Here is a 15,087-nt window from a genome sequence, read left to right as displayed (position 1 = left end):
TTGATGGGCATAGAACGATTTGAACGGGCAGGCTGGGGAAGCCGGGTATTTGATGCGATTAATCTGCTTTTTCTGCTGCTGTTGATGTTAACCATGATCATCCCTTTCCTGAACGTAATTTCCTTATCTTTGTCGTCAGGGGTGGCCTCCATGCAGCCCGACATTATTTTGCTGCCCAAGGACTTCAGCTTTGAGGGGTATAAAATCATCTGGACAAGTCTGGACATCTGGCGGCCGTTTGTGAACAGCGTAACCGTAACGGTAACGGGGACGCTGCTGCATGTACTGTTGTCCTCGCTGGCTGGATATGTATTGGTGCACCCTTATGTCCCGGGGAAAAAGCTGATGATCACCTTTATCCTGATTACGATGATGATCCCGCAGGAAGCGGTGCTTATTCCTTTATATGTCGTCAATAAGGACCTGCATTTGATCAACACGCTCAGCGTGCTGGTTTTGTCGGGCCTGGTGTCCGGCTTCTCCATCCTTCTGATGCGGAATTTCTTTCTCAGCATTCCGTATGAAATCGCCGAGTCGGCGAAGATTGATGGTGCCGGGGAATTTTGGGTATTTGGCGCCATCTATATGAGGCTGGCCACGGCTGGCTTGGCTACGGTTACACTGTTTGAGTTTGTAAGACGCTGGAACATGTTTACGGAACCGCTGGTTTTTATTAATGACAGCATGAAATATACACTGCAGCTCGCGCTGAAGTCGATGATCGTGGATACAAGCGCAACATCAAGCACTTATATGGTGACGACCAATGTGAAGATGGCCGGCATCATCATCGCTATTTTGCCTCTGATTGCCATCTATCCTTTTGTGCAAAGGTTTTTCATGAAAGGAATTTTGCTTGGGGCAAGTAAGGAATAGGCGTATCAAGGCTTAATCAGTCATTTACAGGTCAACAGATAAACGGAGAGGAAGGCATAAAGATGACCGTTCTGGAAAACAACCGAACCGCTCCTTTCACGTTAAGGATTGAACAGGAGCTTTTGATCCAACATGAGCAGGAAAAAAGTTACCCCGAGATCACCTTTCAGGTTCCGGATCAGGTGGAAAAAATAGAAGTCTGCTATCGTTATCCCAAAAACGAGCAGACCGTAGTGGATATCGGCCTGCGTTCGCCTGAACGCCTGATCGGCTGGAGCGGCGGGGCCAGGGAGCGTTTCTTCGTCGGTTTGGAGAAAGCCACTCCCGGGTATCTGGCAGGTCCCTTGAAACCGGGACAGTGGGCCGTTATGCTTGGCGCTTACCGGATTCCGGAAGAGGGCTGCCGGGTAAGCGTAGAAATCCTTTTAACGCTCAAACACGAACGCTGGTTGAAAGGCGATCTTCATGCGCATACGCGCCACAGCGACGGCAGTTATACACCTGAGCAGGCCATGGAGCTCAGTCTCAGGAAAGGGCTGGACTATTTAGCTTTAACGGATCATAACACAGCTTCGCAAAATCGTTTTGCCCATGCCGGGCATGAGGAGCTGCTGCTGATTCCGGGTGTGGAGCTGACTAGCTATAAAGGGCATGCTAATTTGTTTGGTCATCCAGACAGCCTGGAAGACTTCCGGGTGCTTACCCGAGAGCAGGCGGCTGCCGAGCTGGAGAAAGCGCGGGACAAAGGCGCACTGATTTCGCTGAACCATCCGTTTGACGACAGCTGCCCTTGGGAATTCGGGTTTGATGTTCCTTATGACGCAGTCGAAGTGTGGAACGGACCTTGGCGGGAATTGAACGAAACGGCGATCAGATGGTGGCAGGAGCAGCTGGCACAGGGACAAAGAATCGTGGCGATCGGCGGCAGCGACGTGCATCGCACGGAGGCTTATATCACCCACGGGACACCAACCGCTTATGTCCTGGCAGGATCGGAAACGGCAGGAGCTATTATAGAAGGGATTCGAAGAGGCACGGTAGTAATATCTATGGACGCCAACGAAACGTTTATGGATTTTAAAGCGGGACAAACCCGGATCGGGGGAACGGTTTCCGCTGCTGAAGGCGAAGAGGTAACCTTTGAAATTCAAATACGCGGAGCTGTGCAGGATCGTATTGGGTTGTGGTCGGACCGGGGGCTGGAGCAGGAATGGAACGTGGAGCACAAACAGGACATCGTGTTGAATTTACCCGGTGACCGTTTGTTTTACCGATTGGAAGCCCGCCGATTCCTGCCGGAGCACAATATCGAGGTTATGAGCTGCCTCACTAACCCGATCTATCTTGAACGACAAGGGGCATCTTCCTGACGTGAATGTTAGAGGAGCCGAATCCGGGCATCAGCATCACCGCCGCACTCTTCCCCGTTCAGCCAGGCTCCTGCTGGCGGTGAATGCCTGCAATGCACTCGGTACCAGCTTATCCAGTATATTTATTAATGTATATTGGTATAAATTAACACAGGATATGTCTCAAACGCTGCTCTTTAATCTGATTACTTATTTGGCCTGGTTACCGGCGTTTGCAGCGGCAGGATGGCTCAGCAAAAAAGCCAGCCGCACCAAAGCATTATGGATCGGAAGCGCGGTACAGGTCCTATTTTACATCAGTGTATTGGGCTTAGGTACCGAGTCGTCCAAATGGCTGACAGCTTTAGGGATTCTGAATGGAATTGGGCAGGGTTTCTACTGGATGTCGGTGAATGTGCTCAGCGTGGATGTGACCAGCCCTGAGAACCGCGACTGGTTCAACGGAATCAACGGAATTGCGGGGGCGGTTTCCGGCATGATAGGTCCGCTTGTGGCGGGAATCGTAGTTGGAGCCATGCCGCAGATGGCCGGTTATACCACCGTATTTATGCTTAGCTTTGTATGTTTCCTGGTTTCACTGCTGACCGCGCTGCTTCTGCCGAAAGACCGGCCTGAGGGGGGCTTTGACTGGCGCAGTTTGCTGCAAACCTTACAGCATAAGGAGTGGCGCTCGCTTACCTTTGCTTTTGTTGGCATTGCCTTTCGCGATGGGGTGCTTTCCGTTGCGGTCTGGCTGTGGCTTTATATAGCAACAGGCAGTGAAAGCTCGACCGGGCAATATGCGTTCCTGACGACGCTGCTGTCGGTTGGCGGTTTTTACGTGGTCGGGCGTTTCGCTAAAGAGCATTTGCGCTGGAGGTTTATGGTATTTGGCGCTGTGCTGATCAGCTTGTCCATGACAGGTATCACACTGCTGACGACCTGGAGCCTTGTCTTCTACGCAGTTGTCAGCGCAGCCTGCCGGCCTTTTTTTGACGCTCCTTTTAATACTACAGCCTTTAATGCAATCGGCCGATTTGACCGAAACGGAACAATCCGAATCGAGCTGGTTGTATGGAGGGAGGCAGCGCTCAGTGTTGGACGAATCTCCAGTGTAGCGCTGCTTTATGCGATTTACCGTTCTGATACTCCTCATATAGAACTACAATTAAATCTGTTTCTGGGGGCCATGGTTGTTATGGGCCTAATGCCTCTCTATTTCATTCGTAAGGCTGCTGCAGCTTCACAACGGTCGAAACGGTTGCCCAAACGACATTACTCTATCGGACCTAGTGAAGAAGAGTCTGCTTGATGTAACCCGGGCCACTCTTGTTATGAAACAATTATTCTAACAATCCTTTCTAACTTTGCTAAGATCCTTCGGAATGCAGCTTGTTCCGGGGGGTTGTTCTTTTTAAGGGCATTGATTGCTCTTTTTAATTGTGCTATAATCTGCACATATTAATTTAGTTAAAAGGAGTTAAAGGCATGGCGCAGGTAAAACGGCTTGGCTTTGGCCTGCAGGCGCTCAGATTGCTTGCGAAAGAGAACCGCTTTATGACCAGCTCGGAAATCGCCGAGGTGCTTGGTTGTGAACCGACAGCGCTGCGGAAAGTGATGGCCCAGCTGGCTGAAAGCAAGCTGCTGGAGGTCAGGCAGGGAAGGATGGGAGGCTACAAGCTGTTTCGCAGTCCGGAACAAATTCCGCTTTCCGAGGTCTTTGAAGCTGTCCGGGATGATGAAGCCGAATGGCAGGGGATGCTCGACACCCTGCAGGATGCAGCGGAAGGCAGCAAGATTCAGAACGTCTTTGGCCGAATCCTGAATGATATTAACACAGTAGTAGAGAAGACGCTCGGAACCTACACGGTGGCGGATTTGCTTGAAGAGTAAAGCGGCGGGCCGGATAGGGATTTAAATGTGCAATTTCACGCACAATTTATGCAGGACGCTTTTTAAAGAGAATCATTTGAACGAGGAGGAGAAGAAAAGAATGAAGATAAGGTGGTATGGGCAGTCGAGTTTCTTGATAACAAGCGAGGCAGGGACGAAGGTACTCATTGATCCGTTAGGCAAAATGCTGGGCTACAAAATGCCGCGTCTGACGGCGGATATAGTGGCGGTTACACATAACCACCGGGATCATAATCAGGTTCAAATTGTAGATGGTGAATACAGCCTGGTTAACGAAGCCAAGTCTTATGAGATCAATGGAATCCGAATCAAAGGAATCAAAACTTTTCACGATAACGTGGGCGGGGCGAAACGGGGCGACAACATCGTGTTTGTGTTAGAGATCGATGGCATCCGGGTTGCACATTGCGGCGATCTGGGGCATCAGCTGAGCGATGAGCAGGCGCAGGCGATTGGGCGGGTTGATGTGCTGATGGTGCCGGTTGGAGGCAAAATGACGCTGGACGGTCAAGGCGCTTATAAAGTCGCTCAGCAGCTCAAGCCCTCTATCGCCATTCCGATGCATTACCGGACGAAGGCGCTTGGACTGGCCGGTATGCTCTTTTTTGAAAAAGCGGATGCTTTTCTGAAATTAATCGGTTCTTCCCGTCATGAGCAGGTTCTGGTGGTGGAACTCCAACATCTGAAGGGACAAACGGAGGCAGTAACGCTGGATTATAAATAAGCCGAGTTGAGTAGTTCTGCTGCTTGTCGAAAAGGAGTTTAAACATGAATACAACCCGATTCCAATCCTGGAGGCTGCCGGGCCAGCTGCTGACCCTGGTTACGGCGCTTCTGGGAGGATTTCTGTTTCAATGGGCCGGTCTGCCGATTCCCTGGCTGCTGGGGCCGATGATTTTTGTACTGATTGGATCTTTGATTTTCAAAAAAAAATATGCCTGGTCCAATAAAACCCGGAATGGCGGCATGATTCTTGTAGGCTATACCATCGGTGTGTCTCTGACGGGTACGGCTCTGAAGTCCATGTCTCATCAGCTTCCGTCGATGGCCGCGATGACCATTCTTTTGCTGCTGATGTGTATGGGGTTTGCCTTTATCATCTCCAAGCTGTCGGGCATCGATTTTATTACCCTGCTTATGGGAAGCATTCCCGGCGGTTTAACTCAGGTCATTATGCTGGCCGAAGAAACCAAGGGAGCCGACATCACGATCGTCACTTTTTATCAGGTGGTCCGGCTGATGATGATCATTATTTTGGTGCCGCTGCTGATTTTCAGTCCGCTGTTCGGGTATCAGCACTCGGCCAGCGGGCAGGCGGAAGCCGCACAAGCTGCCTCGGCAGCGGTACAGCATGGACAGGGCATCACCTGGCAGCTGCTTGTTTTCCTGGCAGTGGCAACCGTGTTTGCGCTGCTTGCCAACCGCATTAAATTTCCGACGGCCTTCCTGCTGGGACCGGCGATTGCAACCGCGGTTTTCCAAGGGTTTTGGCAATCCGGACCTACACTGCCTACCGAACTCGTTAATGCGGCTCAGCTCGTAATCGGCGCTAACGTCGGCCTGATGCTGAAACCGGGCGCGCTGCAGAACAAAATCAAAGTCTTTGGCTGCGCGCTGCTGAGCGGCGTTCTGCTGATTGCCGGAGCTTTTGTATTTGCTCTGATCCTGAAATGGACGGAGTCGCTTTCAATGGCCACGTCGCTGCTCAGCATGGCGCCTGGCGGTATGGATCAAATGAGTATCATGGCGCATGAAATTAATGCGGAACTGTCGGTGGTGGCCGGGTACCAGCTGTTCCGGACCTTCTTTATCTTCCTGGCCGTACCGCCGCTGTTCCGGCTGTTTTACAAGTATTACAGCGGGCGCAAAGCGGCTTCAGAGCAGGCATAGCGGTTTCACGGTTTAACATTTTAACGGTTTAACTTAACCGGCTAACCCTCCGAACCCGGAATCGGGCAGTACCGGCCGTTGCTTTTAATGATTTCATTAAGTTCGATGATTTCATGAAGAGAAAGCCATTAATGGAAGCTTTTAAATAAATACGAACAGCCCTTGCTGGCCAGATGATGGATCTGGCTGCACGGGGCTGTTTATTTTCTTACAAACTCTTAACTGCAGGCGCAGTTCAGAACCGGCTTGCGGGCTGCGCCGGTTTCATCCAGCCGGGTTACCGGCGTAGTGTAAGGCGCGTTCAGCAGCAGCTCCGGATTTTCTTTCGCCTCCTGGGCGATTTGGATCATCGTATTGATGAAATCGTCCAGCGTTTCTTTGCTTTCGGTTTCGGTAGGCTCGATCATGATGCATTCTTCCACGTTCAGCGGGAAGTAGATGGTAGGCGGATGGTAGCCGAAATCGAGCAGCCGTTTGGCCACATCGAGCGTATGGATGCCGTATGGCTTAAGACCGCTGCCGGACATGACGAACTCGTGTTTGCAGATCCGGTCATACGGCATTTCAAAATAAGGCGCCAATCTGGCCCGCATGTAGTTGGCGTTCAGCACGGCATGTTCGGATACGGTGCGCAGGCCTTCCGGGCCGTAAGTACGGATATAGGCGTAAGCGCGGACGAGAATGCCGAAGTTGCCGTAATAGGCTTTTACGCGGCCAATCGAGCGGTCCTGCTTTTCGCTGAAAGAGAAGGAGCCGTCTTCGCTTTTCACAACAATAGGTCCCGGCAGGTAAGGGAGCAGGATGTTTTTTACGCCAACAGGACCCGCGCCGGGGCCTCCGCCGCCGTGAGGGGTGCTCATCGTTTTGTGCAGGTTCAAGTGCACAACGTCAAAGCCCATGTCGCCAGGGCGGGTGATGCCCATAATGGCATTGGAGTTGGCGCCGTCATAATAGACCAGGCCGCCCGCTTCATGCACGATTTCGGCGATTTCCACGATTTGTTCCTCGAACAATCCAAGGGTGTTTGGATTCGTCAGCATCAAAGCGGCCGTATCTTCGCCAACCGCCCCCCGCAGGGCATCCAGATCCACGAGTCCGTTTGCTTTGGAAGGAATCGTGACGGTCTGGAAGCCGGCGACGGAAGCGCTGGCCGGGTTGGTGCCGTGTGAGGAGTCCGGCACGATCACCTTCACGCGGTTGTGCTCGCCGCGTTCCTCATGGTAGGCGCGGATCATCATCAGTCCCGTCCATTCGCCATGGGCGCCGGCCGCAGGCTGCAGGGTAACAGCGTCCATGCCGGTTAGTCCGGCCAGGTCGTTTTGCAGCGTGTGCATCAGCTCAAGCGCGCCCTGTACGCTTTCTTCCGGCTGGTAGGGATGGATTTTGGCAAAGCCGGCGTAACGGGCCACGTCTTCGTTGATTTTCGGATTGTATTTCATCGTGCAGGAGCCCAGCGGATAGAAACCGTTATCCACGCCGAAGTTGCGGCGGGACAATTCCGTATAGTGGCGAATCACGTCCACTTCGTAAACCTCAGGCAAAGCGGCTTCTTCCTTGCGCAGGAACTGCGCCGGAATCAGCTCTTCCACAGGCTGGACCGGTACGTCGATTTCCGGCAGGGAATAAGCGACACGGCCCGGGGTGCTCAGTTCAAAGATCAGCGCTTTATCTTTCAAGTCTTTGGTGCTTACGCTCATAGGGATCCCTCCAGAATAACCGAAAACCGGTCGATTTCTTCTTTGCTGCGGCGTTCCGTAACGGCAATCAGCATATGGCCTGCGAGTTCCGGATACGTTTTGCCGAGATCATAACCGCCAATATAGCCTTCCGCCAGCAGTTTGCTTTGCAGGGCAGCCATGTCCGTGCCTTCCGGCAGCTTGATCACAAATTCATTAAAGGTAGGCGAAGAGAAGGCGACTGTCACACCTTTTACGGCAGCCAGTTTTTGTTTGGCATAATGGCTTTTTTGCAGGTTGAGGTGGGAAACCTCCTTAAGCCCCTGTCTGCCCATTAGCGACAGATAAACGGAAGCGCACAGCGCCAGCAGCGCCTGGTTAGAGCAGATGTTGGACGTTGCTTTCTCGCGGCGGATATGCTGCTCGCGGGCCTGCAGCGTCAGCACGAAACCACGTTTGCCGTTCCGGTCGGTCGTCTGGCCGACGATCCGGCCCGGCATGCGGCGCATATGCGCTTCGGATACGGCAAAAAATCCGCACGTAGGGCCGCCGTAGGAACCGGAGATACCGAGCGGCTGGGCGTCGCCGATCACGATGTCGGCGCCTTGTCTGCCCGGCGCTTCGATCAGTCCGAGCGCCAGCGGGTTGGTGCTGACGATCAGCAGCGCTTTGCTTGCATGGGCCAGCTCGCCAAATGCCTGTACGTCTTCAACAGCTCCGAAGAAATTCGGGTTCTGCACAATCACGGCGGCCGTATCCGGCGTTACCGCCTGAGCTAGCGCATTGGCATCGGTCACGCCGCCCAGGGTGCCGACTTCGACGATTTCCAGATTGAGGCCATGGGCGTAGGTGTCAAGGACGCCGCGCGCTTCCGGATGAACGGCCCGGGATACAACGATCCGTTTACGGCGTGTCGCGCCCGCTGCCAGGTTCGCGGCTTCCGCGAGTGCGGTCGCTCCGTCGTACATACTCGCATTGGCAACCGCCATGCCGGTCAATTCGCAAATGTAAGACTGAAATTCAAAAATCGCCTGCAGCTCGCCTTGGCTGATCTCCGGCTGGTAAGGCGTATAAGCCGTATAAAATTCCGAACGGGAGACGACGTGATTGATGACGGAAGGTACGTGATGATCGTAAATGCCTGCGCCAAGGAAACTGACGTAACGGTCGCTGTCGGCGTTTTTGCCGGCCAGCGCGCCCATATGGCGGGTCAGGGCGTATTCATCCAGACGGGAGGATACCGGCAGCTCGCCATTGAAGCGAATGCTGGCAGGAATGTCGGCGAACAGATCTTCCACGGATTCTACGCCGATCGTGGCCAGCATTTCCTTTTTGTTGTCTTCGGTAATCGGCAGATAACGGTGTTTCATGGATTATTCAGCTCCTTTGGCGGGCTTTGCGGTTTTTTTGTAAAATGGAGCCTTCACGACTTCGGCTTTCAGCTTTTTGCCGCGAATCTCGACTTCGATGACGGTGCCGATGGCGGCGTATTTGCTGTCCACCAGCGCGAGCCCCAAATTGCGTTTCAAAGAAGGCGATTGGGTGCCTGTGGTGACTTCCCCGATCTTCACGCCGTCTCCGTAAACGGGGTAGTGCGAACGGGGAATCCCGCGGTCGATCATCTCGATGCCGACCAGCTTGCGCGGCAGGCCGGCCGCTTTTTGCGCTTCCAAAGCGCTGCGCCCGATAAAATCGCCTTTATCCCATTTCACGAAAAAGCCTACGCCGGCTTCCAGCGGCGAAATCGTCGCGGACAGCTCCTGTCCGTACAGAGGCAGCTTGGCTTCGAAACGCAGCGTGTCGCGTGCGCCGAGTCCGGCAGGTATTAGACCGTGCGGCGCACCCGCAGCCAGCAGCCCTTTCCAGATGGCCGGCGCCTGTTCGGCCGGCGCATAAACTTCAAATCCGTCTTCTCCGGTATAACCGGTGCGGGAAAGAATCGCTTTGGCGCCAAACAGCTCAACATCGGCGGCAAACGTAAAGGAGGAGAGTCCGGCAGCCGCCGTAATGCCGGCATCGGTCAGAATTTGTTCGGCTAAAGGTCCCTGCAGGGCGATCAGCGCAGTTTCAGAGGAAATGTCGGTCATTTGCACCTGCTCGGGCTGGTGATCGCGCAGCCAGTTCCAATCCTTTTGGATATTGGAGGCATTGACGACCAGCATGTAACGATTTTCCGAAAGGCAATACACAAGCAGGTCATCCACCACGCCGCCGTCCGGGTAACACATCAGCGTATATTGAGCGGTGCCGGGTTTCAATACGGAGACGTCGTTGGTCAGCGTGCTTTGCAGAAAAACAAGTGCGCCTTCGCCTTCCACCAGAAACTCGCCCATGTGGGAAACGTCAAACAGGCCGGCTTGATGGCGAACGGCATCATGTTCTTTCTGGATGCTTTCGAATTGAACCGGCAGCTCCCAGCCGCCGAAATCGATACATCTTGCGCCAGGAGAATCGGCATAGCAAGGAAATAGCGGCGTTCTCAACAATTCTGACATTTTTTCACCTCGTAAGTGTTTGATCAAAGCACAAAAAAAGGACAGGGCCAAGAACCCGCAGACCCGCGGAAATTCCGCAGTTACGGTTTCTTGAAGCCTCTGTCCTTGGTACCTGAGAGTGTCCCTTGCGCCGCGAACGTCCTGATGACCTCCGCGCTGTTCAGGTTTCCCCTTGGGTGACCCGGCGGCTTACGCTGCCGAATGCTCTCCAGAGATGCGTCCGGTAAAAGTCCTTTTGCCTGAGAGATTCACTCCAGCGAATAGCAAGAGTTTGCTCCTTCGGCGTCACCGCATCATGGATGCGGCAATCTCTCCCTTTACGTTCACCCGCTCTTCATATTCCCATTAAAACGGGTAAACCCGAAGGATGTCAACAGATTTATCTTTCAATTTTCGGATTATGAGGGACAAAGCCGCCGAGATAGCGCTATCATAGAGGGACAACCCGCTAAAACGTGACAAGTCCCGTTATATTGACTTTTACTAGCGAAATGAATAACCTAGATTTGTAAATCCTCGTCCTGGATCAAGAGGAAGGAAGCGGGATTGGATAAGCCAGAATGCTAAAAAATAAGTTCACGAGATTGGAGCGGAAGAAAAGCGATGAGCGAAATTAAACAAGGACTTTGGTACAGCGAAGAACATGAATGGGTACAAGACATGGGAGACGGCACTGTGCGGGTTGGCATCACGGATTTTGCGCAGGACCGCCTGGGCGACATCGTGTTTGTTGAACTGCCGGAGAATGGCACCGAGGTTGGAGCGGAAGACGGCATCGGGACGATTGAATCCGTAAAGACGGTATCCGACTTGTTCTCCCCGATTAGCGGCACAATTGTTGAAGTGAACGAAGAGCTGACAAACGCTCCTGAACGCGTGAACGAAGAGCCTTACGGCAGCGGCTGGATGGTCAAGATCAAATTGTCTGCTTCTCCGGATGAAGCTTTTGCCAAACTGATGAACGCTGAAGCCTACGGCAAACATATCGACGAATAAGTCTTTAACTAACTTTTGGCTGATAAAAAAATGTCAAAGAGCCCTTCTAATGCACATTACGCACCGGAAGGGCTCTTTGTGTCCGTGTGACCTAAAGCTGTTAAGCCAATTCCTCTTCAATGGCAGCGCCCATTTCCAGGGATCTTGCAGCAGACCGGTGAACGGCTGATTTTACGGCTTCGGTGAACTGATATTGGGCCAACACTTCTAGGGCGGCCTGGGTGGAGCCGTTCGGAGAGGTGATAGCTTTTCTTAAGTCCGCCGGTTTCTCCCCGGTCTCTTTCATCATGGAAGCTGCGCCAAGTACGGTTTGCACCGTAAGCTCCCGGGCTTGCTCCGGCGATAATCCGCCTTCAATGCCCGCTGCGATCATGGCCTCCATCATGTAATAGACATAAGCCGGGCCGCTTCCGGAGACGCCTGTCAAAATTTCCATTTGCGCTTCCGGAATGACGCTCACCATGCCTACCGCTTCAAAGATAGACAGCGTACGCGAGCGCAGCTCCTCCGTCACTTCTTCCGAGAAGGAAATGCCCGTTGCGCCCAGTCCGATTGTACTGGATGTGTTTGGCATTGTGCGGGCTACCGGCAGCTTATGCCCAAGCAGGCTTTGAATGGTCGGGATCGACAGGCCGGCAATAATGGACACGATCAATTGCTGTTCCTGTACAAGCGGGGTCAAGCGCCGAATGGCCGCTCCAGCATCTTTGGGTTTCATGGCAAGAACGATAATTTCAGCTTTCGTCAGCAGCTCGTTCTGCGCTTCCTCCGTTGAAGCCGTGATGACCCCATAGCGGGACTCCAGGTGGTTCAGACGTTCAATATTGCTCCGGTTAAACATAGCGATTTGCTCCGGCCGGGCTGCCGAGGTGGCGATTAACCCGCGCACAATGGCTTCGGCCATAGAGCCGGCTCCGTAGAAGACGATAGCCGGTGAATTTGAGGACTCTGGTGAATGGGACATCTAAATAACCTCCTGTTCATGCGTTTAATGGTTTGGATAAAAAAGATTAGCCGCGGATTTGGCCTGATCCCTTAACCATATATTTGGTTGAGGTGAGGGCAGGCAGGCCCATCGGGCCTCTGGCATGAAGCTTTTGCGTGCTGATTCCGATTTCCGCTCCGAAGCCGAATTCAAATCCGTCAGTAAAACGAGTAGAGGCGTTATGGTAAACGGTGGCCGCGTCCACTTCGTTTAAGAAACGGGCGGAATGCTCCTCATTTTCAGTAACAATGCATTCGGAATGTTTGGTGCTGAATTTGGCGATATGATCCATGGCCTGCTGGAGGTCATCCACGATTTTTACGTTTAAGATATAGTCGTTATATTCAGTCGCAAAATCCTGCTCGGTTACGGCCTTGGCTTCCGGCAGAAGCTGCCGGGTCCGCTCGCAGCCTCTAAGCTCCACACCTGCCGTTTTAAAGGCTTCGCCGACCTGGTCCATATATTTCCCGGCAAAATGCTGATGAATCAGCAGCGTCTCCATGGAATTGCAGACGGAAGGGCGCTGGGCTTTAGCGTTCACGGCTATGCTCAGCGCCATCTCCAGGTCGGCGGAAGCATCGAGATAAGTGTGGCAGATGCCGGCACCGGTCTCGATCACCGGCACACTTGCGTTCTGCACGACATGCTGAATCAATGAGCTTCCGCCCCTTGGAATAATAACATCGAGCAGGCCGTTCAGTTTAAGCATCTCGTCTACGGACGAACGGTCGGAATCGTGAACAAGCTGCAGAACGTCTTTAGGCAGTCCGGCAGATTCCAATGCGGCATGGAACAGCTCTGCAATCTGGATATTGGAGGAAAGGGCAGCCGAGCCTCCGCGCAGCAGGACGGCATTTCCTGTCTTCAGACAGAGGCCGGCAGCGTCGACGGTGACATTTGGCCGTGCTTCGTAAATGATGCCAATTACGCCGATCGGCACTCGCTTCTTGATGATATGAAGACCGTTTGGCCGATCCAGCGTCTCCAGCACTTCTCCGACCGGATCCTGCAGACCGGCAATTTGGCGCAGGCCTTCGGCCATGCCTTTAATTCGCTCGGAAGTTAAGGCAAGCCGGTCCAGCATGGAGGCCGAGGTACCGTTTTGCCTGCCGCGTTCCAGATCTTCCTGGTTGGCTTTCAATATTTCCTCTGTTCCGGTTATTAAAGCATCAGCAGCGGCAAGCAGGGCATGATTCTTCTGCTCGCTGGTCAACCAGGCCAGTTGAGGCGCGTTTGCTGCTGCCAAGGCCGCTTTCTCTTTCACTTCGCTCATTGCTAGTAACCTCCAATCTGCGTTGGGCCGCCGCCATATATGAGGACTTAGCTCCGTTTCATTTACTTCAAAGAAATCCATTCATCCCGGTGGATAACCTCAAGCCGGTGTACGACATCAATCTGTTTCACAACATCGGAGCTGCTCAGCCCTTTAATCGTATTGAGCTCCTCCGCATCATAGTTCACGATACCACGGCCAAGCGTCGACTCGCCCGGGCCGTATACCTCGACAACATCTCCGGCGTGAAAAGCCCCCTCGACCTGCTTAACGCCTACCGGCAGCAGGCTTCTACCTCCGTGAACAAGAGCTTCAGCCGCACCTTCATCCACATACAGCCGGCCTAGAGGCGTCGAGAGGAAGCCGAGCCATTGCTTTTTCCGGGGGAGATTGGATGAGGAGGTGCTGAAATAGGTTCCATGCCCATCACCCCGAACCGCTGTCAGCAGCTCGCCCGGATGGAGAATGCGGCCGACAAAGACGGGAATCCCGCCGCGGGTCGCGATGCGCGCTGCCTCAAGCTTGGAGCGCATGCCGCCGGTGCCGACACTGCTGCCTGCACCTCCGGCCGCCTGCAGCATTTCCTCTGTAATTTCTTCGACACGGCTGATGCGGACCGCCGCTGGATCAATCCGCGGATCTTGGGTATAAAGGCCGTCCATATCCGTCAGGATGAGCAGATGATCTGCTTTAAGCAGATTGGCTACAAGCGCCGAAAGCGTGTCGTTGTCGCCAAATTTAAGCTCATCAACAGAAACGGTGTCATTTTCGTTAATCACGGGGATGACCTTTTGCTTTAGCAGTTCCTCCAGTGCCATGCTGGCATTGCCCATTCGTTTGCGGCTGTTGAAATCCGCCCGCGTGAGCAGAACCTGGGCTGAACGTACAGCATGCTCCGCGAACGCTTCGCGGTAAGCCTGCATAAGCAGCGCCTGGCCAACTGCGGCAGCGGCCTGCTTCTCATGCAGCAGCTTGGGGCGCTGCTCGTAGCCGATTTCACGGAATCCGGCAGCGACAGCACCTGATGTGACCAGCACGGGCTGATAACCGGCCTGGACCAGTGAAGCCAGCTCAGCGGCGAGGAAGCGGGTGGCTTCTTCGTTGAGCCCGCCCTCCGGCGAAGTGAGGGAGCTGCTGCCAATTTTGACAACAATCCGATGCAGCATTGATATGACCTCCTAAGTAAACTTGGTTCCAACAAATCAATGATCGTGTCCTCTAATTTAAGTAACCTCTCCGATGAACAAGGCCTTAGATGACTTAGATAAATAAAAAAAAGCCTCCGTCCCCAGCACAAACGTGCAAAGGACGAAAGCTTGGCTTCCGCGGTACCACCTTTATTGATAAACCGGTTGGTTCATCCGACTCAGGGCCTGTTAACAGATGGCAGCTGTCCGGCAAAAGCCGGCCGTTCGGGGGTAGGTTTCCGCAGAAGTTCCGGTAAATTCTCGCAGCCTAAGGAATTTACTCTCTGAGAACGGAGCTTGCGCCCGCGTACTGGTCCCGTCATTACGTTTCGTATTTTATTGCTAGAATACCATGAGCGATCTAACATTGCAAAGACGAAAATCACTAAAACAAGCGAAGTTTGCCGCTGTACCTTATCGCTCCACCAGAGGTACTTCATTAGACG

13 protein-coding genes and 2 riboswitches are annotated in these 15,087 nt (G+C 53.3%); of the genes, 7 read left to right on the top strand and 6 right to left on the bottom strand.

All coding sequences use genetic code 11. The features are described 5' to 3' along the window. Nucleotides 1–3: 3 nt before the first annotated feature. From CBE73_RS05035 to CBE73_RS05010, 6 genes are all read left to right on the top strand, one after another. Nucleotides 4–876: a carbohydrate ABC transporter permease gene (locus tag CBE73_RS05035; RefSeq protein ID WP_094093283.1), complete on the top strand. Its 873-nt coding sequence runs from the start codon at nt 4–6 to the stop codon at nt 874–876. A 62-nt stretch (nt 877–938) separates the two neighbouring features. Further along, a complete protein-coding gene (locus tag CBE73_RS05030) occupies nt 939–2,246 on the top strand; it encodes a CehA/McbA family metallohydrolase (RefSeq protein WP_094093282.1) in 1,308 nt (435 codons plus the stop codon). A gap of 1 nt (nt 2,247) precedes the next feature. After that, nucleotides 2,248–3,537, top strand: coding sequence for an MFS transporter (locus tag CBE73_RS05025; protein WP_157739414.1), 1,290 nt, complete (start codon nt 2,248–2,250; stop codon nt 3,535–3,537). A 176-nt stretch (nt 3,538–3,713) separates the two neighbouring features. After that, nucleotides 3,714–4,118 carry an Rrf2 family transcriptional regulator gene (locus CBE73_RS05020; protein WP_068695836.1) on the top strand — a complete coding sequence of 135 codons (405 nt, stop codon included), beginning with the start codon at nt 3,714–3,716 and terminating at the stop codon, nt 4,116–4,118. 100 nt (nt 4,119–4,218) lie between these two features. Then, nucleotides 4,219–4,863, top strand: a complete 645-nt coding sequence (locus CBE73_RS05015; RefSeq protein WP_094093280.1) for an MBL fold metallo-hydrolase — start codon at nt 4,219–4,221, stop codon at nt 4,861–4,863. A gap of 44 nt (nt 4,864–4,907) precedes the next feature. Next, nucleotides 4,908–6,029 carry an AbrB family transcriptional regulator gene (locus CBE73_RS05010; RefSeq protein WP_094093279.1) on the top strand — a complete coding sequence of 374 codons (1,122 nt, stop codon included), beginning with the start codon at nt 4,908–4,910 and terminating at the stop codon, nt 6,027–6,029. A 218-nt stretch (nt 6,030–6,247) separates the two neighbouring features. Here the strand turns inward: CBE73_RS05010 and gcvPB are convergent, their stop codons facing one another. From gcvPB to gcvT, 3 genes are read right to left on the bottom strand one after another with little or no spacing between them, the layout of a single operon-like run. Continuing rightward, complete coding sequence (gcvPB, locus tag CBE73_RS05005; protein WP_174704666.1) at nt 6,248–7,726, bottom strand: aminomethyl-transferring glycine dehydrogenase subunit GcvPB; 1,479 nt, start codon at nt 7,724–7,726, stop codon at nt 6,248–6,250. Then, the gene (gcvPA, locus tag CBE73_RS05000) at nt 7,723–9,075 is read right to left on the bottom strand and encodes an aminomethyl-transferring glycine dehydrogenase subunit GcvPA (RefSeq protein ID WP_094093278.1); all 1,353 of its coding nucleotides are present in this window, start codon (nt 9,073–9,075) and stop codon (nt 7,723–7,725) included. The genes gcvPB and gcvPA overlap by 4 nt, the downstream gene beginning before the upstream one ends. Nucleotides 9,076–9,078: 3 nt before the next feature. Further along, nucleotides 9,079–10,200 (bottom strand): glycine cleavage system aminomethyltransferase GcvT, encoded by a 1,122-nt coding sequence (gcvT, locus tag CBE73_RS04995; protein WP_094093277.1) that lies wholly within the window; start codon nt 10,198–10,200, stop codon nt 9,079–9,081. 97 nt (nt 10,201–10,297) lie between these two features. Then, nucleotides 10,298–10,414: riboswitch (glycine riboswitch) on the bottom strand. A 3-nt stretch (nt 10,415–10,417) separates the two neighbouring features. After that, nucleotides 10,418–10,527: riboswitch (glycine riboswitch) on the bottom strand. A 276-nt stretch (nt 10,528–10,803) separates the two neighbouring features. On the opposite strand from gcvT, the gene gcvH reads away from it, so the two are divergent. Next, a complete protein-coding gene (gene gcvH, locus CBE73_RS04990; protein WP_094093276.1) occupies nt 10,804–11,196 on the top strand; it encodes a glycine cleavage system protein GcvH in 393 nt (130 codons plus the stop codon). Nucleotides 11,197–11,296: 100 nt separating this feature from the next. On the opposite strand, the gene proC is transcribed toward gcvH, so the two are convergent. The 3 genes from proC to proB all read right to left on the bottom strand — a co-directional run bounded on the left by proC (nt 11,297) and on the right by proB (nt 14,620). Further along, a complete protein-coding gene (proC, locus tag CBE73_RS04985) occupies nt 11,297–12,160 on the bottom strand; it encodes a pyrroline-5-carboxylate reductase (RefSeq protein WP_094093275.1) in 864 nt (287 codons plus the stop codon). A gap of 46 nt (nt 12,161–12,206) precedes the next feature. Continuing rightward, the gene (locus CBE73_RS04980) at nt 12,207–13,454 is read right to left on the bottom strand and encodes a glutamate-5-semialdehyde dehydrogenase (RefSeq protein ID WP_094093274.1); all 1,248 of its coding nucleotides are present in this window, start codon (nt 13,452–13,454) and stop codon (nt 12,207–12,209) included. Between the two features lie 62 nt (nt 13,455–13,516). Further along, the gene (gene proB / locus CBE73_RS04975; protein WP_094093273.1) at nt 13,517–14,620 is read right to left on the bottom strand and encodes a glutamate 5-kinase; all 1,104 of its coding nucleotides are present in this window, start codon (nt 14,618–14,620) and stop codon (nt 13,517–13,519) included. Nucleotides 14,621–15,087 lie beyond the last annotated feature (467 nt).

The sequence above is a fragment of the Paenibacillus physcomitrellae genome (assembly GCF_002240225.1).
GTDB classification, from domain to species: Bacteria; Bacillota; Bacilli; order Paenibacillales; family Paenibacillaceae; genus Fontibacillus; species Fontibacillus physcomitrellae.
Note: the sequence above shows the minus strand (reverse complement) of the source record. Positions and strands in the feature narration are given on the sequence as shown.

Coding starts and splice junctions, on each gene's coding strand:
- proC (WP_094093275.1), bottom strand. CDS start 12,160: ATGTCCCATTCACCAGAGTCCTCAAATTCACCGGCTATCGTCTTCTAC.
- CBE73_RS05035 (WP_094093283.1), top strand. CDS start 4: ATGGGCATAGAACGATTTGAACGGGCAGGCTGGGGAAGCCGGGTATTT.
- gcvPB (WP_174704666.1), bottom strand. CDS start 7,726: ATGAGCGTAAGCACCAAAGACTTGAAAGATAAAGCGCTGATCTTTGAA.
- gcvPA (WP_094093278.1), bottom strand. CDS start 9,075: ATGAAACACCGTTATCTGCCGATTACCGAAGACAACAAAAAGGAAATG.
- CBE73_RS05010 (WP_094093279.1), top strand. CDS start 4,908: ATGAATACAACCCGATTCCAATCCTGGAGGCTGCCGGGCCAGCTGCTG.
- gcvH (WP_094093276.1), top strand. CDS start 10,804: ATGAGCGAAATTAAACAAGGACTTTGGTACAGCGAAGAACATGAATGG.
- gcvT (WP_094093277.1), bottom strand. CDS start 10,200: ATGTCAGAATTGTTGAGAACGCCGCTATTTCCTTGCTATGCCGATTCT.
- CBE73_RS05015 (WP_094093280.1), top strand. CDS start 4,219: ATGAAGATAAGGTGGTATGGGCAGTCGAGTTTCTTGATAACAAGCGAG.
- CBE73_RS04980 (WP_094093274.1), bottom strand. CDS start 13,454: ATGAGCGAAGTGAAAGAGAAAGCGGCCTTGGCAGCAGCAAACGCGCCT.
- proB (WP_094093273.1), bottom strand. CDS start 14,620: ATGCTGCATCGGATTGTTGTCAAAATTGGCAGCAGCTCCCTCACTTCG.
- CBE73_RS05030 (WP_094093282.1), top strand. CDS start 939: ATGACCGTTCTGGAAAACAACCGAACCGCTCCTTTCACGTTAAGGATT.
- CBE73_RS05020 (WP_068695836.1), top strand. CDS start 3,714: ATGGCGCAGGTAAAACGGCTTGGCTTTGGCCTGCAGGCGCTCAGATTG.